This window comes from Tamlana sp. 2_MG-2023, assembly GCF_030548465.1.
GTDB lineage: Bacteria > Bacteroidota > Bacteroidia > Flavobacteriales > Flavobacteriaceae > Pseudotamlana.
The window spans coordinates 470,993-497,028 of sequence record NZ_JAUOSF010000001.1; the positions used below are offsets into that span (position 1 = coordinate 470,993).

17 protein-coding genes are annotated in these 26,036 nt (G+C 34.4%); 15 read left to right on the top strand and 2 right to left on the bottom strand.

Annotated features, from left to right (window positions below; all coding sequences use genetic code 11):
• Positions 1-268 precede the first annotated feature (268 nt).
• From Q4566_RS02130 to Q4566_RS02160, 7 genes are all read left to right on the top strand, one after another.
• Positions 269-3,790: a nitrate reductase gene (locus Q4566_RS02130; protein WP_303417770.1), complete on the top strand. Its 3,522-nt coding sequence runs from the start codon at positions 269-271 to the stop codon at positions 3,788-3,790.
• A complete protein-coding gene (locus Q4566_RS02135; protein WP_303417772.1) occupies positions 3,790-5,220 on the top strand; it encodes a rubredoxin in 1,431 nt (476 codons plus the stop codon). Before Q4566_RS02130 ends, Q4566_RS02135 begins: the two co-directional genes overlap by 1 nt.
• A gap of 323 nt (positions 5,221-5,543) precedes the next feature.
• Positions 5,544-6,455 (top strand): DMT family transporter, encoded by a 912-nt coding sequence (locus Q4566_RS02140; RefSeq protein WP_303417773.1) that lies wholly within the window; start codon positions 5,544-5,546, stop codon positions 6,453-6,455.
• Between the two features lie 110 nt (positions 6,456-6,565).
• The gene (locus Q4566_RS02145; RefSeq protein WP_303417775.1) at positions 6,566-8,416 is read left to right on the top strand and encodes a DNA topoisomerase IV subunit B; all 1,851 of its coding nucleotides are present in this window, start codon (positions 6,566-6,568) and stop codon (positions 8,414-8,416) included.
• Between the two features lie 177 nt (positions 8,417-8,593).
• Positions 8,594-8,737 (top strand): hypothetical protein, encoded by a 144-nt coding sequence (locus Q4566_RS02150; RefSeq protein ID WP_303417776.1) that lies wholly within the window; start codon positions 8,594-8,596, stop codon positions 8,735-8,737.
• A gap of 3 nt (positions 8,738-8,740) precedes the next feature.
• Positions 8,741-11,344: a DNA gyrase/topoisomerase IV subunit A gene (locus tag Q4566_RS02155; protein WP_303417778.1), complete on the top strand. Its 2,604-nt coding sequence runs from the start codon at positions 8,741-8,743 to the stop codon at positions 11,342-11,344.
• Between the two features lie 15 nt (positions 11,345-11,359).
• Positions 11,360-12,424: an endonuclease/exonuclease/phosphatase family protein gene (locus Q4566_RS02160; protein ID WP_303417780.1), complete on the top strand. Its 1,065-nt coding sequence runs from the start codon at positions 11,360-11,362 to the stop codon at positions 12,422-12,424.
• Between the two features lie 239 nt (positions 12,425-12,663).
• Here Q4566_RS02160 and Q4566_RS02165 read toward each other — a convergent pair whose 3' ends face one another.
• Complete coding sequence (locus Q4566_RS02165) at positions 12,664-13,932, bottom strand: carboxypeptidase-like regulatory domain-containing protein (protein ID WP_303417783.1); 1,269 nt, start codon at positions 13,930-13,932, stop codon at positions 12,664-12,666.
• Positions 13,933-14,258: 326 nt separating this feature from the next.
• Here Q4566_RS02165 and bshC point away from each other — a divergent pair, with 326 nt between their 5' ends.
• The 5 genes from bshC to Q4566_RS02190 all read left to right on the top strand — a co-directional run bounded on the left by bshC (position 14,259) and on the right by Q4566_RS02190 (position 21,392).
• Positions 14,259-15,860, top strand: a complete 1,602-nt coding sequence (gene bshC, locus Q4566_RS02170) for a bacillithiol biosynthesis cysteine-adding enzyme BshC (protein ID WP_303417785.1) — start codon at positions 14,259-14,261, stop codon at positions 15,858-15,860.
• A gap of 180 nt (positions 15,861-16,040) precedes the next feature.
• Positions 16,041-17,414: an aminotransferase class V-fold PLP-dependent enzyme gene (locus Q4566_RS02175; protein WP_303417787.1), complete on the top strand. Its 1,374-nt coding sequence runs from the start codon at positions 16,041-16,043 to the stop codon at positions 17,412-17,414.
• A 60-nt stretch (positions 17,415-17,474) separates the two neighbouring features.
• On the top strand, positions 17,475-19,010 hold the full coding sequence (guaA, locus tag Q4566_RS02180) for a glutamine-hydrolyzing GMP synthase (RefSeq protein ID WP_303417789.1): 1,536 nt from the start codon (positions 17,475-17,477) through the stop codon (positions 19,008-19,010).
• A gap of 182 nt (positions 19,011-19,192) precedes the next feature.
• A complete protein-coding gene (locus Q4566_RS02185) occupies positions 19,193-21,130 on the top strand; it encodes a LysM peptidoglycan-binding domain-containing protein (protein ID WP_303417791.1) in 1,938 nt (645 codons plus the stop codon).
• A gap of 34 nt (positions 21,131-21,164) precedes the next feature.
• The gene (locus Q4566_RS02190; RefSeq protein ID WP_216068329.1) at positions 21,165-21,392 is read left to right on the top strand and encodes a DUF3820 family protein; all 228 of its coding nucleotides are present in this window, start codon (positions 21,165-21,167) and stop codon (positions 21,390-21,392) included.
• Positions 21,393-21,408: 16 nt separating this feature from the next.
• Here the strand turns inward: Q4566_RS02190 and Q4566_RS02195 are convergent, their stop codons facing one another.
• Complete coding sequence (locus Q4566_RS02195) at positions 21,409-21,648, bottom strand: hypothetical protein (protein ID WP_303417793.1); 240 nt, start codon at positions 21,646-21,648, stop codon at positions 21,409-21,411.
• 159 nt (positions 21,649-21,807) lie between these two features.
• On the opposite strand from Q4566_RS02195, the gene Q4566_RS02200 reads away from it, so the two are divergent.
• Genes Q4566_RS02200 through Q4566_RS02210 form a run of 3 tightly spaced genes read left to right on the top strand, consistent with a single transcriptional unit; the run spans position 21,808 to position 26,034 of the window.
• A complete protein-coding gene (locus Q4566_RS02200; RefSeq protein ID WP_303417795.1) occupies positions 21,808-23,763 on the top strand; it encodes a peptidylprolyl isomerase in 1,956 nt (651 codons plus the stop codon).
• Between the two features lie 5 nt (positions 23,764-23,768).
• Positions 23,769-24,617: a peptidyl-prolyl cis-trans isomerase gene (locus Q4566_RS02205; protein WP_303417797.1), complete on the top strand. Its 849-nt coding sequence runs from the start codon at positions 23,769-23,771 to the stop codon at positions 24,615-24,617.
• Positions 24,580-26,034: a peptidylprolyl isomerase gene (locus Q4566_RS02210; protein WP_303417799.1), complete on the top strand. Its 1,455-nt coding sequence runs from the start codon at positions 24,580-24,582 to the stop codon at positions 26,032-26,034. Before Q4566_RS02205 ends, Q4566_RS02210 begins: the two co-directional genes overlap by 38 nt.
• The last annotated feature ends 2 nt before the right edge of the window (positions 26,035-26,036 follow it).

The following is a 26,036-nucleotide window of genomic DNA, read 5'->3' on the forward strand; positions in this document are numbered from 1 at the left end:
GGTTTTTCATAATTGGAGCCATAGTGGTTGTGGCTACGGTAGTTTTTTTTAACAATGCCTTATTTGTGGAAGTTAAAATGATAGCTTAGTGGAATTCAAAAGTGAGTTCTTGATAGTTAGTTATAGCTAGCTAAAAAAGCGAAAAAAATGGCCTATTTTTTATTGATATAAAAGTATATAGTAGCCATTTTGTGTTATTCAGAATAATGAATGGAGTATTTGTTTTCTGAAATTATAATGTATTATTTAGTATAAAATCTTTGTCTGAATGATTAAAAACGAAGTTAAAACAACGTGTTCATATTGTGGTGTAGGCTGCGGAATTATTGTTAAAAAGGACAGTAATAACAAGGTGCTTGTTGAAGGGGATAAAGATCACCCGGTAAACCGAGGGATGCTTTGTTCAAAAGGTATGAACCTGCATTACGTGGCTAACGATACCTCCGATAGAATTTTATACCCAGAAATGCGATGGAGTCGCTCACACCCAAGAGAGCGTGTAAGTTGGGACGATGCTTTAGATCGTGCAGCAAGTGTTTTTAAATCTATTATAAAAAAACATGGCCCAGATAGTGTTGCTTTTTATGTGTCTGGACAGAGTTTAACAGAAGAATATTACATTGCAAACAAACTAACTAAAGGTTTTTTAGGAACCAATAATATAGATACCAACTCTCGCCTTTGTATGAGTTCTGCAGTGGTTGGTTACAAGAAAACATTTGGAGAAGATTCTGTACCTATTTCTTATGCAGATATTGAATTGGCAGATACTTTTTTAATTTCTGGAGCTAATCCAGCATGGTGTCATCCCATTCTTTTTAGACGTATTGAAAAACGAAAAGAAGAGAACCCAGATGTAAAAATTATAGTTGTAGATCCTAGGAAAACAGATTCAGCAAACTTTGCCGATCTGCATTTACAATTACTTCCGGGAACCGATGTGATTTTATACAATGCCATTGCGAGATGTTTGTATAAAAGCGGACTAATAGATGAAAAATTTATCAAAGAACATACCGACGGATTTGATGATTATAAAGACTTAATTTTTCAAACCTCTTTAAGAAAAGCTTCAAAATTATGTGGTGTTTCTGAAGATGATATTAGAAAAGCAGCAAAATATATCGGGCTTTCAAAAGGATTTATTTCCATGTGGGCCATGGGACTCAACCAAAGTGTAGTGGGTACCGATAAAAATGTATCCCTTTTAAATTTATCACTTATCACGGGGCAAGTTGGAAAACCAGGAGCTGGTCCTTTTTCACTTACTGGTCAGCCAAACGCAATGGGCGGACGTGAAGTAGGAGGTATGGCTAATTTATTAGCGGTGCATAAAGATTTAATGAATGAAGAGCACCGTCGTGAAGTAGCGCAATTCTGGGGTGTAGATAAAATCAATCCAAAACCAGGGCTTACTGCAACTGAAATGTTTGATGCTCTAGAAAGCGGAAAACTGAAAGCGGTTTGGATTGCTTGTACAAACCCCTTAGTGAGTTTGCCAAACTCAAACCGTATAGAGCGTGCTATGAAAAACGCTAAGTTTGTTGTGGTTCAAGATATTTCGCATAAGTCAGATACCGTAGATTTTGCCGATTTAGTACTTCCTGCTGCAGGATGGCTAGAGAAAGAAGGAACCATGACGAATTCTGAAAGACGTATTTCATACCTTCCTAAAGAAATTGATGCTCCGGGAGAAGCAAGACCAGATGTTGAAATATTTTGTGATTTTGCACAACGAATGGGCTTCAGAGGTTTTAACTTCAGCAATGCTAGCGAAATTTATGATGAATACGCTTCCATGACCAAAGGAACCAATATTGATGTGTCTTTCTTAAACTACGACCGTTTAAAAAACGAAGGTACTTTTCAATGGCCAGTTCCAGAATACAGACACCCAGGAACGCCTAGATTATTTGAAGATAAAAAGTTTTATACGCCAACGCAAAAGGCACAATTTAACCTACCAAGTACCATTGAAAACACTTCGGTGCAACCGAACGATGATTATCCGCTTATTCTAACTACGGGTCGTGTTCGTGATCAATGGCACACCATGACCAAAACAGGGAAAGTATCTCGTCTAAAAACACATTACCCAACTCCTGTTTTAGAAATTAACCCTGTAGACGCCTTTTTAAATAAAATTAAAGATGGCGATATTACCGAGATTTCAGGTGAAAATGGTATGGTTAGAGTGCGTGCAAAAATTACCGATACCATTAAAAAGGGGGTGGTTTTCTTACCAATGCACTGGGGTAAGCAATTGCAAAGTGACTTAAACAGAGCCAACAATTTAACAAATACACATGTTGATCCAACGTCAAAAGAACCAGATTTTAAATTCACACGTGTAGCCGTTTCAAAATATAAAAAACCGGTAGAAAAAATTATTATTGTAGGGGCTGGAGCAGCGGCATTCCGTTTTGTTCAAAACTATAGAGAATACAATGAAGTGGATGAAATTCACGTATTTTCAAAAGAGCCAAACTTATTTTACAATAGGGTTTTATTACCAGAGTATGTGACCGAAGAATTATCATGGGAGCAACTTCTTAAAATTAAAGAACTGGAGTTAAGTAAACTTAATATTCACTTACATCCGGAACGCTCAATTTTAAAAATTGATAAGGAAAACAAAAAGGTTACCGATAGTAATAATGAAGAACACACCTTTGATAAGCTTATTTTAGCAACAGGAAGTCGTCCTTTTATTCCTAAAGATGTTCAAATTGATTTACCTGGACGTTTTACAATGCGTAATAAAAGCGATGCTGATAGGTTTAAAGCGTATCTAGATGCTACTAATTTACCTCCAGAAGAACAACATGTTGTTATAGTTGGTGGAGGGTTGTTAGGATTAGAGTTAGCGGCTGCAATGAAGCATAAAAATGCTAAAATTACCATTATTCAGCGTGCATCACGTTTAATGGAGCGTCAATTGGATAAAGTGTCAAGTAAATTATTGGCTTTAGATGTTCAAGAACGTGGTATTCAAATTTACTTCGATAACGAGGTAAGTACCGTGTTTGATGATGAAGATACTGGTGAATTAAATATCACCCTTAAAAGTGGTAAGTTTATTACGGCCAATGCGATTGTTTATGCTATTGGAACCATTCCTAATGTAGATATTGCTAGAGCAAATGGTATTTCTTGTAGCCGTGGGGTTAAAGTGAATCAGCATTTGGAATCTTCACATAAAGATATTTTTGCTATTGGTGAAATTGCAGAATACAATAATAGATTATTCGGAATTACTTCAGCAGCCGAAGAACAAGCGACTATTTTAGCAAACTTTATTGCAGGAGATATTAGCTGTGCATATGATGGTTCAGTGTTAATGAATATACTGAAATTCAACGATTTAAATCTTTGTAGTATTGGTGATATTGATGTTCCTGAAAATGATGATAGTTATGAAGAAATCATATTCACCGATCTTAAGAAGCGCTATTATAAAAAGTGTATCGTAAAAGATGACTTATTAGTTGGTGCGGTTTTAATGGGTGATAAAAATGAATTCGCCGAATTTAAAACTATGATTGAAAGTAAGATTGAAATGGCCGATAAGCGAAATACATTGCTAAGAGGGTCCTCAAATGACGCACCTGTTTTAGGTAAATTAGTATGTTCTTGTAGTCAAGTTGGTGCAGGAAACATTGAAGAGGCTATTGCTAAAGGTTGTGTTGATTTTACAGAATTATGTAATAAAACAGGCGCAGGGTTAGGATGTGGAAGTTGTAAAACTGAAGTTAGAGAAATACTTCAAAATTCAAAAGTATTAGCATAATGGACGAACCATATAGAATTAAAATTAACGGAGGTGTATTATCCCCAGGCGAGTTAAAATACATTTGTGAAGCTGCTGAAAGCTTAGGTTTAGATGCGATTTCATTCGGTTCTCGACAAGATATTATTTTTCCAGAACAAATTGATGAAAGCAAGTTTGATCAATTTAGTAAAATACAATTTATAAAACCTAAACGCGACGGTATTCAAAATATCGCATCGTCTTATGTTTCTGCTGAAATTTTACCAAGTACGTCTTGGTTAACAAGTGACCGCTATTTGTACATTTTAGAGCAGTTTAAACATAAATTAAAATTAAGAGTAAATATCACAGACCCAAAACAACGGTTGGTACCTTTATTTACGGGGAATGTGAATTTTATAGCTTCCGAACACGAAGATTATTGGTATTTGTATGTTAGACTTCCTGGTTGGAAAAAAACACTTATGTATCCGGCGCTTATTTATAGCTGGGATATGGATAAGATAGAAATTGCTATCGAAAACATTTTACAGGAAGAGCCAGAAACTATCGAAACCGTTTTCGAATTGGTGAGCGATGCGGTAGATACCAATAACAGAACGGTTGATAAAACCTTAGAAGTGCCTTTTTATCCTTTTCCTTACTATGAGGGCATGAATAGAATTGGTACAGACCGTTATTGGTTAGGTTTATATTGGAGAAATAACCGTTACGATTTAAAATTTCTGAAGGCGATGTGTGAATTGTGTTCAGAAAATAAAATTGGTAAAATTTCGATTACGCCTTGGAAGTCTTTTATTGTGAAAGGAATTCCGCAGAAATCAAAGTTACAATGGGAGAAGTTTCTAGGGAAATACGGTATAAACGTACGTCATTCCATGTTGGAAATGAACTGGCACCTGCCTGTGAACGATCCTGATGCTTTAAATCTTAAAAAGTATTTGGTAACTAATTTTGACCAGAATGACATTAGTACCTATGGTTTAACCTTCGGAATTACAAGTTACGAAAGTGATACTTATAATTTCACCTCAATCGTAATTGAAAAAAATAAACAACCTGATCTTAAGGGGGATTTTAAAATAAGGGACACTTACAATCTTTTATACGCCAAAAACTTCGATCCGAACACGCAGAAATATATCATGCATGTTCAAGATGTGGATAAGGTAGAATTGCCAGGTTTGTTAATGGAATTAAGTCAGTTGTATTTTGAACAATTAGGAACAGAACGTGAAGAGGAAGAAGCTGAAGTGGTAAAGAAAGAAACTTCAGAGGAAGAGGTTTATCAATGTTCAGAATGTTTAACAATTTACAACGAAGTTTACGGTGATATCACGCAAGATATTGCGCCAAATACCCCTTTTGTAGATTTGCCAGCTACTTATGAATGTTCACTTTGTGAGGCCTCTAAAAGTAGTTTTGAAAAGAAGGTCTTAGTAAAATAAAAAAACAAGAGTTTATAAGGAAATTAGCGAATACTTTTGCTCGAATGCGATGTCTCATAGGCGCTGGATGTGTTTTAAATATGCTTGGGTTTGTATTTAAATAATCTACACTAGTGCTAGAGATATCGCATTACTTTTTATAGATATTTGATAAGTCGTTAAGTTTCCATAGTCTTTTTTAAGATAAATAGGTCACTTTAAGATTATCTCTAACCTGGCATATTTTAAGCGAACAAAATTTAGCGTACTTTTTTTACTTCTGAACATCGTATTATTTGCTTTTTTTTAATGTTTGTGAGAAAGCACACACTTATTTTAGCTTCATGGAAACAAATACAAAACAATTTTGGTATGGTGTGCTTATTGGTGTTTTAGGCGTGGTGCTTTTTTCATCAAAAGCCGTTATGGTGAAGTTAGCTTACAATTACAATGTCGATCCTATTAGCATCTTGTTGTTACGTATGCTATTTTCATTTCCAATTTATGTGGTTATTGCTTTCGTGTATAGTAAGAAAAAAAGTGAGGCTGTTATTGCCAAAAGCGATTATTTATGGTTGATCTTTTTTGGAGTCGTGGGCTATTACTTGGCGAGTTATTTTGACTTTGTTGGACTTAAATACATCAAAGCCAGTTTAGAGCGTATCATTTTATTTTTATATCCAACAATCGTTTTAATCTTAAATCGCGTGTTTTTAAAACGACCAATAACCAAAATACAGTCCTTAGCGATTGCTTTAACCTATATTGGGGTTGTTATTGCCTTTTGGGATGAAGTAGCCTTGTCTGGAAGTGATAGCTTTTTAGGTGGAGCCTTTGTGTTGTTAAGCGCTATAACTTATGCGACGTACTTAGTTGGTAGCGGATGGTTAATACCTAAGTTTGGCGTTGTGAAATTTACGGCTTACGCCATGATCGTGTCTTGTGTGAGTGTATTTATTCATTACAGTATCGTGAGCGATGTGGATTTATTCGGTTTTTCATGGGAAGTTTATGCTTTAGGGTTTATTATCGCGGTATTCGCTACAGTGATTCCTTCTTTTTTGGTTTCTACGTCTATAAAAATGATTAGCTCTTCAAATTTTGCTATTGTGGCAGGAATTGGGCCAATTTCAACTATAATTTTGGCTTCTATTTTCTTGAATGAAGTTTTAACAGGTTTACAGTTTTTTGGAGCTTTAGTGGTGATTGTCGGTATTTTGGTAGTGTCTCTTAAGAAGGAAAAGCAAGCTAATTAGGTTCTCAACAATGAATTAATATGTATTGTTAATTACTTTGTGGCTATGCTGTTTCATTTTTTATCAGGTTGTGCTATATTAGCATCCTATCTTAACCACATCTCTTATTAATGGCTGAAAACTCTAACTACACCGAAGACAATATTCGTTCATTAGACTGGAAAGAACATATCCGTATGCGTCCAGGAATGTATATTGGAAAACTCGGTGATGGGTCTTCTCCAGACGATGGTATTTACATTCTACTTAAAGAAGTTCTAGATAACTCCATTGATGAATATGTTATGGGAGCTGGGAAAACCATCGAAATTTCTATTCAAGGTACCAAAGTAACGGTTCGAGATTACGGTCGTGGTATCCCTTTAGGAAAAGTAGTCGATGTGGTTTCTAAAATGAACACCGGAGGGAAGTACGACTCTAAAGCCTTCAAGAAATCAGTAGGTTTAAATGGTGTAGGTACCAAAGCAGTAAATGCGTTGTCTTCATTTTTTAGAGTAGAATCAACGCGTGATAATAAGAGCGCTTCCGCGGAATTTGAGCAAGGTAACCTTACAAATGAAGAGTTTTTAGAAGAAACTTCTCGTCGAAAAGGTACCAAAGTATCGTTTATTCCTGATGATATCATTTTCAAAAACTATAAATTCCGAAGTGAATATATAGTGAAAATGCTTAAAAATTATGTGTACTTAAACCCTGGTTTAACCATTGTTTTTAACGGTGAAAAATATTACAGTGAAAACGGATTAAAAGATTTATTAAGCGAAAATATTAATGAATCCGATCGTTTGTATCCTATTATTCACTTAAGAGGAGACGATATTGAAATCGCCATTACACATAGTAAAACCCAATACAGCGAAGAATACCATTCTTTTGTTAACGGTCAAAATACAACACAAGGAGGGACGCACTTAAACGCGTTTAGGGAGTCCATAGTAAAAACCATAAGAGAATTCTACGGAAAAAACTACGACGCTTCCGATATTAGGAAATCTGTAGTAAGTGCTATCGCCATTAAAGTGATGGAGCCTGTATTTGAAAGTCAGACGAAAACGAAATTAGGATCTACCGATATGGGTGGCGAATTGCCTACGGTTCGAACTTATATTAATGATTTTATAAAGCGTTATTTAGATAACTATTTACATAAAAATCAAGAAACAGCTGATAAGCTTCAACGTAAAATACTTCAGGCCGAACGTGAAAGGAAAGAGCTTTCAGGTATTAGAAAATTAGCGAAAGACCGAGCTAAAAAAGCAAGTCTTCACAATAAAAAATTACGAGATTGTCGTGTACACTTTGGTGATACTAAAAATGCAAGAAACCTGGAAACTACTTTGTTTATAACCGAGGGAGATTCGGCTTCTGGTAGTATTACCAAATCACGAGACGTAAATACACAAGCCGTTTTTAGTTTAAAAGGGAAACCATTAAACTGTTATGGCTTAACGAAGAAAATTGTTTACGAGAATGAAGAGTTTAATTTGCTTCAAGCCGCTTTAAATATAGAGGAATCTTTAGAGGATTTACGCTATAATAATGTGGTGATTGCTACCGATGCCGATGTTGATGGTATGCACATTCGTTTATTGTTAATTACTTTCTTTCTTCAGTTTTTTCCAGAAGTGATTAAGGAAGGGCATTTGTATATTTTACAAACGCCTCTATTCCGTGTTAGAAATAAAAAGGAAACTATTTATTGTTATTCAGAAGAAGAACGAAGAAATGCCATAGAAAAACTAAAACCAAAACCAGAAATCACACGATTTAAAGGGCTTGGTGAAATTTCTCCAGATGAGTTTAAGCATTTTATAGGTGAAGACATTCGATTAGACCCGATTATGTTAGATCATAACATGTCTATAGAAGAATTGCTAGAGTTTTATATGGGGAAAAACACACCTTCAAGGCAAGAATTTATCATCGACAATCTAAAAGTTGAATTAGATATCATCGAGTAAATAATATAATTTTTTTAGGCACTTTATTTAGAATAAAAATAAGGTGTAAATTGGTAATAAATTTTAGTTAAAAATAGTTAAGAAATTTGTCTGAAAACGTAACTTTGCAGCGTTAAAAAAATAGATAAATTAATTTGAAAAACATCCTACTTTCGTGGGAGCCAAAACTTAACTAAGATGTTATACGCAAAGAAAGAAGAATTAGAAGTAGTACGTTCATACGAGTATTTACATGTACACCCAGCTAAAGATCAAGTATTGAGACTACAAGCGCGTGGTAGAGTAATGCTTAATGGCAAACCAAAACCAGAAAAAAAGTAATTAATGACTGAAAACGGAGACGATTTAATTAACGAACAAGACGAACCTCAAGAAACCATTACCCGTATCACGGGAATGTATAAAGATTGGTTTTTAGATTATGCTTCTTACGTTATTTTAGAACGTGCCGTTCCTGCTATAGAAGACGGTTTTAAACCCGTACAACGCCGCATCATGCATTCTATGAAAGATTTGGATGATGGGCGTTACAATAAAGTAGCCAATATTGTTGGTCATACCATGCAGTATCACCCTCACGGTGATGCCAGTATAGCTGATGCCATGGTGCAAATTGGCCAGAAAGACTTATTAATTGATACCCAGGGAAACTGGGGAAATATATTAACGGGAGACAGAGCCGCTGCTTCACGTTATATTGAAGCTCGTATTTCTAAATTCGGGCTTGATGTGGTTTTTAATCCTAAAATTACCGAGTGGCAAGCCAGTTACGACGGACGAAGAAAAGAGCCCGTAAACTTACCGGTTATGTTTCCGTTGTTGTTAGCTCAAGGCGGCGAAGGTATTGCCGTTGGACTTTCAACAAAAATATTACCACATAATTTTATTGAACTTATAGAAGCTTCAATAAAACATTTACAAGGCAAGCGTTTTACCATATTACCAGATTTCCCAACTGCGGGAATTGCCGATTTTTCAAATTATAATGATGGCTTAAGAGGCGGGAAGGTACGTGTTCGTGCTAAAATTTCTCAGCTTGATAAAAACACTTTGGTGATTACCGAGTTACCTTTCAGTACAACAACCTCGTCGTTAATTGATTCGATATTAAAGGCGAATGATAAGGGTAAAATTAAAGTCAAAAAAATTGAGGATAATACAGCTGCCGAAGTTGAAATATTAATACATCTTCCAGCAGGATTATCGCCAGATAAAACCATTGATGCTTTATATGCTTTTACAAGCTGTGAGTCGTCTATTTCGCCGTTAGGTTGTGTTATTGAAGATAACAAGCCTTTATTTGTTGGTGTTACTGAAATGCTTCGCCGTTCTACAGATAATACGGTTCAGCTATTAAAGCAAGAGCTTGAAATTAAACTGGGCGAATTTGAAGAACAGTGGCATTTTGCTTCCTTGGAACGTATTTTTATTGAAAATAGAATTTACCGTGATATTGAGGAAGAAGAAACTTGGGAAGGTGTTATTAGTGCTATCGATAAAGGACTACAACCACACATCAAGCATTTAAAACGCGCTGTTACCGAAGAAGATATTGTGCGGTTAACAGAGATTCGAATTAAACGTATTTCAAAATTTGATATCGATAAAGCTCAGCAAAAAATTGATGCTCTAGAAGAACAGATTGCTGAAATTAAAAATCACTTGGCTAATCTTATCGATTATGCTATCGCTTATTTCACGAGACTTAAAAAGGATTATGGTGAAGGTAGAGAGCGTAAAACAGAAATAAGAGTATTTGATGATGTCGACGCTACTAAAGTAGTGATTCGTAACACGAAGCTTTACGTAAATAGAGCTGAAGGTTTTATTGGAACATCGCTTAGACGTGATGAATACGTTGGCGATTGTAGTGATATAGATGATATCATCGTTTTTACCAAAGAAGGTAAAATGATGGTGACTAAAGTCGATGCCAAAACCTTTATTGGTAAAGACATTATTCATGTTTCCGTATTCAAGAAAAAAGATAAGCGTACCATTTATAACTTCATTTATCGTGATGGTAAAGGCGGTCCTTCATATATTAAACGTTTTGCTGTTACCAGCGTAACACGAGATAGAGAGTACGATTTAACTAACGGAACCAAAGGATCTGTTGGTTTATATTTTTCGGCAAACCCTAACGGAGAAGCAGAAGTGGTTACTGTCTTACTACGTCAAGCAGGAAGTATTAAAAAGCTTAAATGGGATATAGATTTTGCCGATATTCTTATAAAAGGTAGAGTTTCCAAAGGGAATTTAGTTACTAAATACCCTGTAAAGCGTGTAGAACTTAAAGAAAAAGGGGTTTCAACCTTAAAACCTCGTAAAATTTGGTTCGATGATACGGTACAACGTTTAAATGTTGATGGCCGTGGCGAACTCATTGGTGAATTTCGAGGTGAAGATAAATTACTCATCATTTCACAATCGGGTACGCTCAAAACCGTAACACCAGAAGTGACCATGCATTTTGATAACGATATGATTGTTATGGAAAAATGGCAGCCTAAAAAACCAATTTCTGTGGTTTATTTTAATGGTGAAAAAGAATTGTATTACGTTAAACGCTTCTTAATTGAACAAGAAGGAAAAGAAGAAAGTTTTATTCCTGAAGATCCGAATTCACAATTAGAAATCGTTTCTACCGACTGGCGTCCTATGGCTGAAGTGGTTTTTGCCAAAGAACGCGGAAAAGAAAGAAAAGAAAACTTAGAGCTTAACCTTGAGGAATTTATTGCTGTTAAAGGGATAAGTGCTTTAGGAAACCAACTGACAAAAGACAAAGTGAATCAAGTAAATTTATTAGATCCTTTGCCTTATGAATCTCCAGATGAAGTTCATGCTGATGATGTAGAGGTTGTCGATGAAACTGAGGTGTCTTCAGAAGATAAACGGGATGACGATTCACAGCCAACCTTGTTCTAAAAATGAGCGATTCCCTTGAATTTTATTAAAAAATTTTTCTTAGGATTAAGCCGCTTGGTCTATTTTTTAGTGCCGATTTCCTTGATTTTTGCTTGTTTTGTAACCCTCTGTTATGAAAATGTACTGTCCTTAGTTTTATCTGTTGGGCTGCCTGGTATCGTTGTTTTAAATGTAATTATTTTCATTTATCTAGCCTTGAGAAAGCGTAAGCAAGCCGTTTTTGTGCTTTTAGCTTTAGTGGTTTATGGTTTCACTCATGTTTCTTTTTTTAAATTCAACTTTAACTTTAACGAAAATGTTGAGTTAGTAGACACCATGTCTATTTTAACTTTTAACGTAAGAAGTGCGGGAGGTGCAGGGCATACGAGTGATAGGGATCGTGATCAAAGAAAAGTGAGGATAGAAACCATGTCAGCATTTGTTAAAAATCAAAATGCCGATATAGTAATGTTTCAAGAGTTTTGGAGTGCGGATGTAAAGGACTTCCCAAACTATCCTTATACATTTCTCGGACAAAGAAAGGGTATTGGAAAATCCATACAGGTTATTTTATCTAAATTTCCTATAGTAAACAAAGGCTATGTTGATTTTCCGAATACGGCAAATAATGCCATGTATGCCGATATTCAGTATAAAAATGAAATAATAAGGGTTTATAGTATACACTTACAATCCTTTAGTGTTGAAATCGATTCTAATTTCTTTACTGAAAACGGTTTAAAAGCGGTTTACCCTAAAATAGATAAAGGGCAAAAAATGAAAAGTGCCCAAACGGAGCTATTACAAGAAAGTTTTCAAGAATTTAACGGAAGAAGTATTGTATGTGGTGATTTTAATGCGACGCCTTTTTCTAAAACCTATAAAACTATAAGCAAAGACAGGCAAGATTCGTTCTTAGAAGCAGGCTCTGGTTTTGGTGAAACTTATAATTTATTAGGTTATCCTATGCGTCTAGATTATATACTACCTGATGCTAACTTTGAAGTCATTGCTCATAAAAATTTTAATTTAAAGTTGTCTGATCATGAACCGATACTTGTGTATTTAAAATTGAAAACAGTTCACGATATTAGAAGTTAAATATTAAAAGTTTAAGGTTCCAAGATTAAAGTCAGCTATCGTTCCTAACGAAATTCGGAACGTTGATAGCGCGGACATTTAGTCCGTGCCTACAAGAGTAAGCAATAAATGAGAAAGCCACGCTATCGCGAGTGTCACGCTCGTGCCGTCAACAAAAAATAAGTCATAAAAAAACCACCTAAATGCTAGGTGGTTTTTTATAGAATGTTGTTGTGAATGGTGTCTTCAGAAGCACTATTTTAAGTACGCTTCAACTGTTTTTGAATCTTCTTAATCGCCGATTGAATGGATTTTTCAGGTTCAATAATGTTATAGGCACCCCAAAATCGAGGGTCTGAAAATCCTGAAGCTTTTTCAGTTAAAATGGTGGTTGGTCTTAAAATCTGACTTCTATTTTTAGTCAGTTTGTTTTCATTAATTTCCCAATCGGTCACGGCCATTTCACTATTTAAGGTATAGGTACTGTTAAAAAGTTTGCCTTCCCAATTCACTTTAAAAGTTAGTGAAATATTACTATAGGCGTAATGCCATTTTCCATTTTTGGTTCTGTAATTTACGCGATAGGCCGTTTCTGTTGGATACACTTCTGCTCTTCGAGGTTTTTTGCGAACAAAGTATTCACTAGAGAGTGTTCTATTTGATATATTTAAACTGTAAACTGCGTTTGTTAATGCTAAGGTTTCAGCATCTATAAATAGTTTACCGTAGTATAAAGGCGTGTTTAAATGCTCTTTTTGCTTAAAATTAATCACATAAATTAAACGATCATTAATTTTTGTAGCGCTATCAAAATTAAAATTATAATGAGGTATCGATTCGTTGTTAAATATATACTCTGGATATTTAATCATATCGGTATAGAGATTACTAAAAGGACCGCCTTGTAATTTTAAAGCTAGGGTGTCTAGTTTGTCATAATCTGTGGTTTTTCGAGCTTTAACCAGTTCGATGTAATCACGGCTTAAATTATCATATGGCTTTTTGTGAATACGAACAACGGCTTCAGATAAAGAAGCATTTCTTCTTCGTTTCTTTATGCTTTCACGGTAAAAAGCCGTCATTAAGGTGTTTTGATTATTGTAAAGACTACTCTTTTTGCTTAAACATTCGCGTACTATGGCTTCGGCGTTTTTTGGTGTCGTAACAATGCTAACTTCGGCTAGCGCTGTAGTGACTGGATGTAAACGAATTTTTATATGGTCTTCAAATTCTGAAACAGGTAGTGTTATTTTTTCATAACCCAGATAAGAGATTGCAATGGTACCGTTCAAGTAAGCCTCTGGGATTTTTAAAGCAAAATGCCCATCACTATTGGTTACTGTGCTAATATTTGAATCTTCGATAACAATATCCGCAAAAACTAAATCATTATGAGATTCAGCGTCAATAACTTTGCCTTCAATTTCACGGAAAATTTCAGTTGTTTTTTCTTGCGCTATAATGATGGTCGTCCACATAAAGAATAGAGCGAACACGGATAACGCGCTAATTATGGTTTGTTTTTTCATAGTATAAAAGTTTAGATGGACTTATAATATACGAAAAAACGCAATAAAAACCTAAATATCAGTGCTTTCGCTTACTATTTAGGTGCTTGTTTAGGTGCTTGTTTAGGTTGTTGTGTAAGGGTTTTCATAAAAACAACTAAAGTTCTAGTTCTTCTTCTAATAAATTTAAGTTATCCATGGTGAGATTTAGGACTCTAAGTGAAAAATCAGATTTCAATTTAACCATGGAATAACATGAGTGTTAATTTCAGGATATACATCTTAACTTAATTTTTAGATTTGCTAAAATAGAATAACAGTATATTTACGTGATTTTTAAGTGGCATATGCAGCATAAAACCCTACCATTCTATAAAACAGGCTATTTTTCAACCTTAATTTGTGATTATTTAGCTGAAAAACCAGAACTGAAACCTTTTTATAACAGGTTTCCTGAAATTGATGCTTTCCAGAAGCAAATAGAAGAAAAAGGCCAATCTTTTAGTGTTGAAACACGAGCGATTTTAGTTTCGGCGTTGAAAAATCAATATCAAGATTTTGAAACTTCAGAATTGACTTCAAGTCATATTGAGTTGTTAAGTGCCGAAAACAGCTTTACGGTAACCACAGGACATCAGCTTAATTTGTTTACAGGACCACTTTATTTTCTGTACAAAATTGTTTCAGCTATAAATCTTTCTAAAGAATTAAAGCTGAAATATCCTGAAAGTAATTTTGTACCTGTGTACTGGATGGCTACGGAAGATCATGATTTTGAGGAAATAAATTATTTTAATTTCAACGGAAAGAAAGTACAATGGAATCGTGAAGCAGCCGGAGCAGTTGGAGAATTATCTACGGAAGGATTAAAAGCCGTTTTTGAAGTGTTTTCAGAAGAACTGGGACATAGCTCAAATGCTGAAGCTATTAAAAAGTTGTTTGAAGCAGCCTATTTAAAGCATGATAATTTGGCTGAAGCCACACGTTTTCTAGCCAATGCTTTATTTCAAGACTATGGTTTGGTGATTATTGACGCTAATGATGCCAGCTTGAAAAAGGAGTTCGTTCCATACATGGAAAATGAACTGCTGAATCAAGTGTCTTTTAAAGCAGTTTCAAAAACGAATGATAAGCTAGCCGAAGTATCCGAAGATTATAAAATTCAGGTGAACCCTAGAGAAATCAACCTGTTTTACATTGCTAAAAATTTACGAGAACGTATTGTTTTTGAAGATGGTATTTACAAAGTTTTAAACTCAAATATCACTTGGAACGAAAACGATTTAATAAAACACCTCAAGAATCACCCTGAACGTTTTTCGCCAAACGTGATTATGCGTCCGTTATATCAAGAAGTGGTCTTGCCAAACCTGTGTTATATTGGTGGCGGTGGTGAATTAGCGTATTGGTTTCAGTTAAAAGATTTTTTCAATGAAGTAGATGTGCCTTTTCCGATGTTGTTATTAAGGAATTCGGTATTAATTCAGACAGAAAATCAGCTTAAAAAATTAGAGAATTTAGACATTTCAACTGAAAATTTATTTTTGAAGCAGAGTACTTTTATCAATAAAAAAGTTAGAGACGTTTCTAACATAGATATAGATTTTTCAAAACAGAAAAAACACCTTCAAGAACAGTTTAAAGGGATGTATGAACTTGCCGAGCAAACCGATAAATCGTTTTTAGGCGCTGTAAAAGCTCAAGAAGTGAAACAAATAAAAGGTTTAGAAAATTTAGAGAAACGCTTGCTAAAAGCTCAAAAACGAAAATTATCTGATCAGGTTTTGCGCATGACAGATATTCAAAATGAATTATTTCCAAATAAAAGCTTACAAGAACGTAACACCAATTTTTCACAGTTTTATATGGAATACGGTGAATCACTCATTCCTAATTTAATTGAGAGTCTAGAACCGTTGAGTGGTGAGTTTTCAATAATCACTTTATAAGGCGACTTATAACTTTAGTTAAGAATTGTGCGAGTTTAAATTAATTTAGTTCCTGAAACCACCATCAAAAGGTGAGATTTACAATTGGAGGGTTTTCTCTTTTCAATTTAATTGCTTCTAAAATTTCATGGTTTCTAATGATAAGCTTAATTTTGAAATCGATATTTAAATTTAACTTAAATGCATAAGATTGATTTTGATTTAGTAGAAATGACTATGGATACCATGAAATATGTTATCGATAGAGTTTCGTCTACAACAACTAAAATAGGAAAACCTAAAAAAGAAGAAGAATTAAAAGCCTTAGTTGGTGAAACTGTTACCGAAAAAGGTATTGGTGGAGAATATGCTTTTAAGTTATGGCGTAAACATTTAGCTGTAGCCAACGTACCTGTAGATCACCCAAGACATTTGGCATTTGTGCCAGCCTCACCTACAAGAGCTGCCATCATGTTCGATTTAATTACTTCGGCTTCAAGTATTCATGGCGCGTATTGGATGGAAGGTGCTGGTGGTATCTTTTGCGAAAACGAAGCCATGCGTTGGATGGTGTCTTTAACAGGATTACCAGATGGTGCTTTTGGCGTTTTTACAAGTGGAGGAACTGCCGCTAACTTATCGGCTATAGTTACAGCTCGTGAAAATTGGAGAAATAGCGATGAAAAACACCAGTCTCAAAAAGGACTTATAATCACTTCTATTGGCGCACATTCTTCTGTAAAAGCGATGGCAAAAGTAGCAGATATTGATGTGGTACTCGTAGATACAGAAGATTGTTTAGAAAAGGAGGCACTTCAAGAAACGATAAACGCCTTAACAGAAGTAGAAAAACAACGTTTATTTGCCGTCGTTGGAACAGGAGGTACCACAAATGCCGGAATTATAGATGATTTGGAAGGTATCGCCGAGGTTTGTGAAGCCGAAGATTTATGGTTTCATGTCGATGCTGCTTATGGCGGAGGTGCTTTAATGGCCGATTCAGTGAAGCATTTATTTAAAGGTATTGAAAGAGCCGATAGTATTACTATCGATCCGCATAAATGGATGTTTTCACCCTACGATTGTGGTGCAGTTATTTATAAAAAACCGGAATTAGCCAAAAAAGCACATGCTCAAGAAGGGTCATACCTTGATATTTTTAAAGATGAAGGTGCGCACGGATTTAATCCAACCGATTACCAAATACAGCTTACACGCCGTGTTCGTGGCCTGCCTTTATGGTTTTCATTAGCCATGCACGGTACAGATAGATATAAAGAAGCTGTAGAACGCGGTATTGAATTGGCACAAATAGCAGGACGATTAATTGAATCGATGCCACATGTAGAACTTGTTAGAGATCCTAGTTTATCTTGTGTGTTGTACAGGCGACTTGGTTGGAACCCTGATGATTATAAGCATTGGACTTACAAGAATCACGAATCTGGATTTGCTTTAGTAACACCTACAAAATGGAAAACTGGTGATAGTTTTGAAACCGTTTCACGTTTTTGTTTTATTAATCCAGATACAACAGAAGAAGATATTCGAATGATTTTAGAGACAATGTCCTAAAAAAATATAAAAAAAGTGGCGTGTAATTCGTCAATAAAAAATCAATTCCTATTTTTGCGCATGCAACATGATAAGGTACTAATTTTAGACTTCGGATCGCAATACACGCAGCTTATTGCTCGTCGAGTTAGAGAACTCAACATTTACTCCGAAATACATCCATTTAATAAAATTCCAAGCAACTTAGAAGAATACAAAGCTGTAATTCTTTCTGGTAGCCCAAACTCAGTAAGAGGAGAAGATGCTTTACATCCTGAATTATCAGAGATTAGAGGTGTTAAACCAATGCTAGCTGTTTGTTATGGCGCACAATATTTGGCACATTTTTCAGGCGGGGAAGTCGCACCATCAAACACAAGAGAATATGGTCGTGCTAACTTATCGTTTATCAAAAATAACGAGCCATTTTTTGCACATATCCATACGGGAAGCCAAGTTTGGATGAGCCACAGTGATACGATTAAAAAACTTCCTGAAAATGGTGTTTTAATTGCAAGTACTCACGATGTGGAAAATGCAGCATATAGAATTGATGGCGAGGAAACTTACGCGATTCAATTTCACCCAGAAGTATATCACTCTACAGATGGGAAACAATTATTAGAAAACTTTTTAGTGAGTATTGCTGGACTTCAGCAAGATTGGACACCAGATTCGTTTGTTGAAGAAACTGTTGAAGCCATTCAAGAAAAAGTTGGTAGTGATAAAGTTGTTTTAGGACTTTCAGGAGGTGTAGATTCTACCGTCGCTGCTGTACTTTTAAACAAAGCTATTGGCGATAATTTATATTGTATTTTCGTAAATAACGGCTTACTTCGTAAAAACGAATTTGAAAGTGTTTTAAAGCAATACGAAGGTATGGGACTTAATGTAAAGGGAGTAGATGCTTCCGATCGTTTTCTCCTAGCTTTAAAAGGACTTGAAGATCCAGAATTAAAACGTAAGGCTATCGGAAATGCTTTTATTGAAGTTTTTGATGATGAGGCCCATAAATTAGAAGATGTTAAGTGGTTAGCTCAAGGAACCATTTATCCAGATGTTATTGAAAGTGTTTCTGCTACAGGAGGCCCTTCAGCAACTATAAAAAGTCACCATAATGTAGGGGGCTTACCAGATTTTATGAAACTTAAAATCGTTGAACCTTTAAGAGCAATCTTTAAAGATGAGGTAAGACGTGTTGGAGCCACTTTAGGAATTGATCCTGAATTGCTAGGGCGTCATCCATTTCCTGGTCCAGGTTTAGGGATTCGTATTCTAGGAGATATTACTGCTGAAAAAGTACGTATCCTTCAAGAGGTTGATGCTATTTTTATTAACGGACTTAAATCTTGGGGGCTATACGATAAAGTTTGGCAAGCTGGGGCGATGTTGCTTCCGGTAAACAGTGTTGGGGTTATGGGCGATGAGCGTACCTATGAAAAATGTGTCGCGCTTAGAGCTGTAGAAAGTACTGATGGTATGACTGCCGACTGGGTAAATTTACCTTATGAGTTTTTACAAAAAACATCAAATGACATCATTAATAAGGTAAAAGGTGTTAATAGAGTTGTTTACGATATTAGCTCTAAACCACCAGCTACCATTGAATGGGAATAAGATATTGACTATAACCATTAAATTTTGTGTTTAAGGATTAAATACATAATTTTGGTTTTGGCATACTATATGATAAATGAAAAAGGATGTTTATGGCATCCTTTTTTTTTATTTTAAATTAATGTAATACCGCGAACTTATTAGCGTTTTATTATATTTATCTCAGCAGATTATAACAAACTATGAATAGAATATTATTAGTACTGGTTTTTGTGTTTAGTTTTACTTGTGTTAAGGCTCAAAATTTTAGCACACATAACGTAAAAGAAGGCGAAACCGTAGAAGGGTTAGCAAAACGTTATTACGTTCCAACTTCAGAAATTTATAAGTTAAATCCAGATGCCAAAAAAGGTTTAAAACCGAATACGATCTTAATTATTCCTATTTCTAAAGCTGAAAAGCCCGAGACAACTACTACAGTTACCAGGGAATTTGAAAAACTTAAGCCCCATCGTGTAAAACGAAAAGAAACCTTGTACAGTTTAGCCAAAATGTATGATGTTGAAGAAGCTGATATAAAAAAATATAACACTTTTTTGTATTCCAGCCCTTTACGAAAAGGTGATAAAATTGATATCCCTGTTTATAAAACAGTAAAAGTAGTAGAGGAAGTTAGTCCAACGAAAACGTATACCGTGCTGCCAAAGGAAGGGAAATGGCGAGTAGCTTATAAATTTGGCATTACATTAAAAGAATTGGAAACTTTAAACCCAGATATGGGAGAGGTTTTAAAAGAAGGTCAAGTTTTAAATGTGCCAAATGTAGAGGATTCTGAAGAGAAAGAAATTGATGAAAAATACAGTTATTACAAAGTTTTACCAAAAGAAGGTTTTTATAGGCTGAAATTAAAGCTGAATTTAGAGCAATCTGAAATTGAGGCACTTAATCCAGGTTTAGCTGAAACAGGGTTAAAGTCAGGAATGATTTTAAAAATTCCTTTTTCTGAAGATATACCCGCAATAGTTGGTGGTTCGGTCGCTGAAAAAGTAAACCTTGTTGATAGTATTTCTGATCGTAAAACAAAGCGTTTAGCAATTATGTTACCCTTCAGGTTAAATCGTGTTGACTTTGATTCTATTACAAATACAAAAAAGAGTATTAGTAGTGACCCTTATTTAAATGCTTCTTTAGATTTTTATTCAGGTGTTTTAGTAGCAATCGATTCTCTAAAAAAACTTGGAATTTCTTTAAAAGTAGATGTTTATGATACAAAGAATTCAGTTGGAGAAGTTTCTAATATAATTCAGAAGAACAACTTTAAAGATGTGGATGCTGTTATTGGGCCGCTAACATCACTGTGTTTTGATAAAGTGGCTTCAGAACTGAATGCAAATCATGTTCCTGTGGTTTCACCGATTGGTTTAAATTTAAAGTTAAGAGATAATGTATTTCAGTCGCGACCTTCAGATGAATTATTGAAAAAGAAGATCATAAATTTTGTGAAATCAGATACGATTAATTATAACGTGCTTATTGTATCAGATTCTAAAAATTCAGCTGTAGCCAATTCATTAAAACAAGATTTTCCTACGGCAAGTGAAGTGCATTCTAGAAAAGACAAAAAAGGAAAAGATGAATTCTTTGCAACTCGAGAAGTGGTTAGTAAAGGTTTAAAACCAGGGAAAAACTTTGTGTTTTTAGAAACCAATAATGAAGGTTTTGCTTCTAATATTACCAGTATTTTGGCGTCTTTAATTCGTAAAGCAGATCCGGAATTAAAACAAGAAGGGATTGAAATTATTTTGGTGACAACCAATATAAACTCTGCGTTTGAGGGTGATCAAATTAATAACACCCACTTGTCTAAATTACAATTTCACTTTGCCTCAGGATCTAAAGAATATAATGAAACTGATAACATTTCTTTTGTGAAATCTTATAAGAAACAATATAAAACCATTCCAAGTAAAAGGGCTGTAAAAGGTTTCGATTTAACCATGGACATCGGACTACGTTTAGCTTCTTCAAAGGATCTATATATGTCAACAATGCAAGCGCCATTAACTGAATATGTAGAGAATAAATTCGCCTATAAAAAGCAGTATATGGGAGGGTATTATAATGATTCGGCTTACTTGGTAAAGCATGAGAATTTAACGATTGTTAAAGTGGGAGATTAATTCTTCTAAATTTTAACTTTCAAATAATAAACCGATGCTTCCAGATAAACAATTTCTTATAGATTTAGCGCATACAAAAATGCCTTTTGGTAAATATAAAGATCGTTTCTTAATCGATTTACCAGAATATTATGTGGTGTGGTATCACAGTAAAGGTTTTCCTAAAGGGAAACTTGGCGTGATGTTAGAACAGGTATACGAATTAAAACTTAATGGTTTAGAAGATATTATTAGGAATATTAAACGACAGTTTCCAAAGTAAATTAAACCTAATTGTTTTATTCCTCCGAATAAACTTGTCCGCGATGCGGTTTTAAGGCGTCACGAATTGGTTTCATTTCGCTTTCATTTACCACTAAAAAGGCGATGCTATGCATATCACTAAGGTTTGAAACTCCAGTTATTGAAATATCAAGATTTTCCAGTTTAATATAGTCCTTTAAGTGAATGTTATGGTGTTCTGCTGTTTTCTCGGCGTTAGGCCCATGAAAGTCCCAAATAAGTTTGAGTTTGCGCATCTGAAGCTTTTATTAAATTGCAGGGTAAAAGTACATAAATATTAGGTTTAGAATTTATAAAACAAGGTGAAATATAAGTTGTATTCAAACGTTCATTAAACAACTTGTGAGATACGTTTATATTGCTATTTTTGTATCTTTTAAAATATTTTTGACTCCATGAAAATCAAACATTTTTTCACATTTCTTTCTTTATTGGTCGTTTTTAGTGCAGTAGCACAATCTTCAAAAGAAGCTGTTTTATTTACCGTAGGGAGTGATTCTGTGTATGCTTCCGAATTTATTAGAGTTTATCAGAAGAATTTAGATTTGGTTCAAGACGAATCGCAAAAAGATGTAGATGAATATTTAAAGCTTTTTACCAATTATAAGCTGAAGATTAAAGAGGCCAGAAGTTTGGGTTTTCACGAAAAGCCTGGCTACCAAAAGGAACTAGAAAGTTATAAAAAACAACTTGCTAAAAGTTACCTATCAGATTCGAAAGTTACCGATGCCTTGGTTGAAGAGGCCTACGAACGCATGACTTACGATGTAAACGCGAATCACATCCTAGTAAAAGTTTCTGAAAATGCTAGTCCGCAAGACACTATAGCGGCCTACAATCAAATTTTAAAATTACGGGAAAGAACGTTAAACGAAGGATTTGAAGAGGTTAGAAAGGAAGTTCATAACGGAAAAACAGTTTATGGAGAAACTTTAGGTTATTTTTCTGGTTTCAAAATGGTTTACGAGTTTGAATCTGTTGCTTACAATACACCTGTAGGAGGAATTTCTATGCCGTTTAGAACACGATTTGGATATCACATTTTAAATGTAATTGACAAAAGAAAATCTGAAGGTGAGCGCGAAGTAGGGCATATCATGATTATGGCTAACAGCGATGCTAACGATTCAATTGTGAATAAAGCAGAAGAAAGAATCAATGAAATCTATGCTAAAATAAATCAAGGTGAAGCATTTGAAGCTTTAGCCAAACAATTTTCAGAAGATAAAAATTCGGCGCCTAAAGGAGGTAAATTAAGGGCTTTTAGTAGAGGGCAATTAAGTGCTCAAGAATTTGAAAATGTCGCCTTTAGTTTAGAAAAGGTTCGAGATATTTCAAAACCATTTCAAACGCAATTCGGTTGGCATATTGTAAAGTTATATGATATAAAGCTTGTACCTAATTTTGAAACTATGAAACCTGAGTTAATTACCAAAGTTCAGCGCGACTCAAGGTCTAAGTTAATTGATCAGGCACTTGTGGATAACTTGAAAGCAAAGTATGGTATTAGTGATGAGCAATTATCGTTATCCTATTTTGAGTCTATTTTAAATGACGATTATTTTAAAAACTCTTGGAAATTACCAAGTGATTTTATTTCAGAAAAACCAATGCTCACTATCGGTAAAAAACAAATTAATTATAAGGATTTTGGAGATTACTTACTCGAAACCCAACGTCAATCAAGAAAGCAAATACCAATTAGTACTTTGGTAGATGAAAAGTATCAATCTTTTCTGAAAAATAATTTAATAACTTATCAGGAGGAAAATTTAGAAACTGAGAATTCAGAATATGCTTCCGTAGTGCACGAATATAGGGACGGTTTGTTATTGTTTGAACTAATGGAAAGCACGATTTGGAACACAGCCCAAACAGATTCTGTTGCTATTAAAAATTACTATGAGACGCATAAAGAAGATTATTTTTTTCCAGAGCGTATTGACGCGATAATAGCAGCTTCACCCAAGAAAAAAACACTAAAAAAAGTATCTAAATTATTAGAAGAAAATAAGGATTTAGAAACTATTAAGTCCGAAGTTAATACTAATGATATTATTGAAATTATCTTTACATCAGATGTCGTTGAAGCCGATCATCAAGGGCTTCCAAAAGATTTTGAGTTTAAGAAAGGTGTTTCCAAAATATTTAAGCATAATGATGGTTATGTAGTCGTTGTAGTAAACGAGGTGTTTCCTGAAAAACAAAAAACTTTTGAGGAAGCTCAGGGGCAAGTTGTTAATGATTATCAGGCCGTAAAAGAAGAAAAATGGATTGATGAGTTATCGACAAAATACGAGGTAACTGTGAATCAAGATGTTTTCAAAAAAGTAAAAGAACAACTTAAATAAAAAGTGTGCGTATAGTAATTAGTATAGTATTAGTTAGTTTAATGGTGTCCTGCGATTATTTCAATAAATCGGAAGAGATTGATGCTTTGGCACGTGTTAATACTAGTTATTTATATCATGATGATATTAAAGGATTAGTGCCTGAAGGGGCTTCTAAAACGGATAGTACCTTAATTGTTCATAATTTTATAAACCGTTGGGCAACACAACAGCTTTTGGTTGATGGTGCGATGTTAAATTTAAGTCAGGAAAAGCAAGACGCTTTCAATAAACTCATTGTGCAATATAAAAATGATTTATACATAAAAGCTTATATTGAAGCACTGGTAAAACGAAGTGTAGATACTTTAGTCACGTTAGAAGAAGCTGATAGTTATTATAAAACTAATAAAGATATTTTCAAATTAAATGAAGAACTTATTAAGTTCAGATACATTAATGTTGATGAAAATATTATCAATTATAGCGATATTAAGGAGCGTTTTCAGAGGTACGATAGACAAGATAAAAACCTGTTAGATTCCATATCAATACAGTTTAAATCCTATTCATTAAATGATTCCATCTGGATAAAATTAAGTCAGGTTATAAATAAAATTCCAGCAGTAAATTCTGAAAATAAAGATGAACTGTTAAAAAAATCTAATTTTATACAACTCAAAGATTCATTAGGAGTATATTTGATGCAAATTAACGATGTGTTATTACGTAATAACACCGCACCGTTAGAGTATGTTAAGCCAACTATTGATCAAATAGTAATTAACAAACGCAAGCTTGAATTAATAAAAGAGTTAGAAAAAGATATCACAAAAGATGCCATTAAAAATAAACAATTTGAAATTTATAAATAATTTGAAACATATATTGGTTTTAAGCATGACGTTCTTTTTTGTGGGCGTAGTGTCTGCACAGGAAATCATTGAAGATGAAGTGGAGCAGGATGTGGTTAAAAAAGTGGACACGATTAAAACTCAAAATGCAAGGAAAGTTGATGGTGTGGCCGCTGTAGTTGGTAATTATATTGTTTTAGACTCTGATATTAATAAGGAAAGAGAACAAATTAAGGCCGCTGGTGGCTCTGTTGATGGAATAGAAGATTGCGAATTGTTTGGGTTAATGTTGGAGCGTAAACTTTATGCGCACCATGCGATTCAAGATAGTATTCCTGTTTCTGATGCTGAAATTAGAAGAAATGTTGATTATCAAATAGAACAGTTTTTACAGCAAACAAATGGTTCTATGGAGAAACTTTTAGAATTCTATAATAAGGAAGATGAGAAAAGTTTTAGAGAAGATATGTTCGAAATTAATAAGGCGAATGAGTTAGCTCAAAAAATGCAAGCTCATATCGTTGAAAGTGTTGAAATTACCCCAGAAGAGGTAAGAACGTTTTTTAATAACATCGAAGAGGAGGATCGCCCTACTTTTGGAACAGAACTTAAAGTGGCGCAAATTGTTGCAGAACCACAAGTTTCCGAAGAAGAAAAGCAAAAAATTATAGACCGTTTAAACGGGTTTAAATCGGATATCGAAATTAACGGTGCAAGTTTTCGCTCTAAAGCGGTATTGTATTCAGATGATCCAGGATCGGCAAGTAAAGGAGGGAAGTACACTTTAAATAAGAAGAAACCTAAAATGGTAAAGGAATTTAGACAAGTGGCTTTTTCTTTAGAGGAAGGTCAGATCTCTGAACCGTTTGCAACCGATTATGGTTACCATATTATTATGCTCGAAAAAATTAGAGGACAAGAATATGATGTGGCACATATCCTTTTAATACCTAAAGTTTCTGATAAAGCTGTTGCTGAAGCAAAAGATCGTTTAGAGAAAGTGAGAAAAAGGATTATTGATGGTGAAATTTCTTTTGCAGATGCAGCAAGAGAAGTGAGTGATGAAAAGGAAACTAAAAATGATGGCGGACAATTAATAAACCCAACCACACAAGATTATAATTTTGAACTAACAAGAATGGATCCTGAATTGTATTCTCAAATTCAAAACCTAAAAGATGATGAGCTTAGTTTGGTTTTAAGAGAGGAAGATAGAACTGGGAAAGTGAAATTTAAAATTTTAAAAATTACAGATAGAGTTGACGAGCATAAAGCAGATTACGGAAGAGATTATTTAAAAATTAAGGAATTAGCGCTTGACGAGAAAAAAATAAAAGCTATTGATCAATGGCAAAAAGAACATATTTTAGATACTTATATTAAAATTACAGGAAAGTATAGGGATTGTGATTTTAAAGGAAATTGGTTAAAAAAATAAAG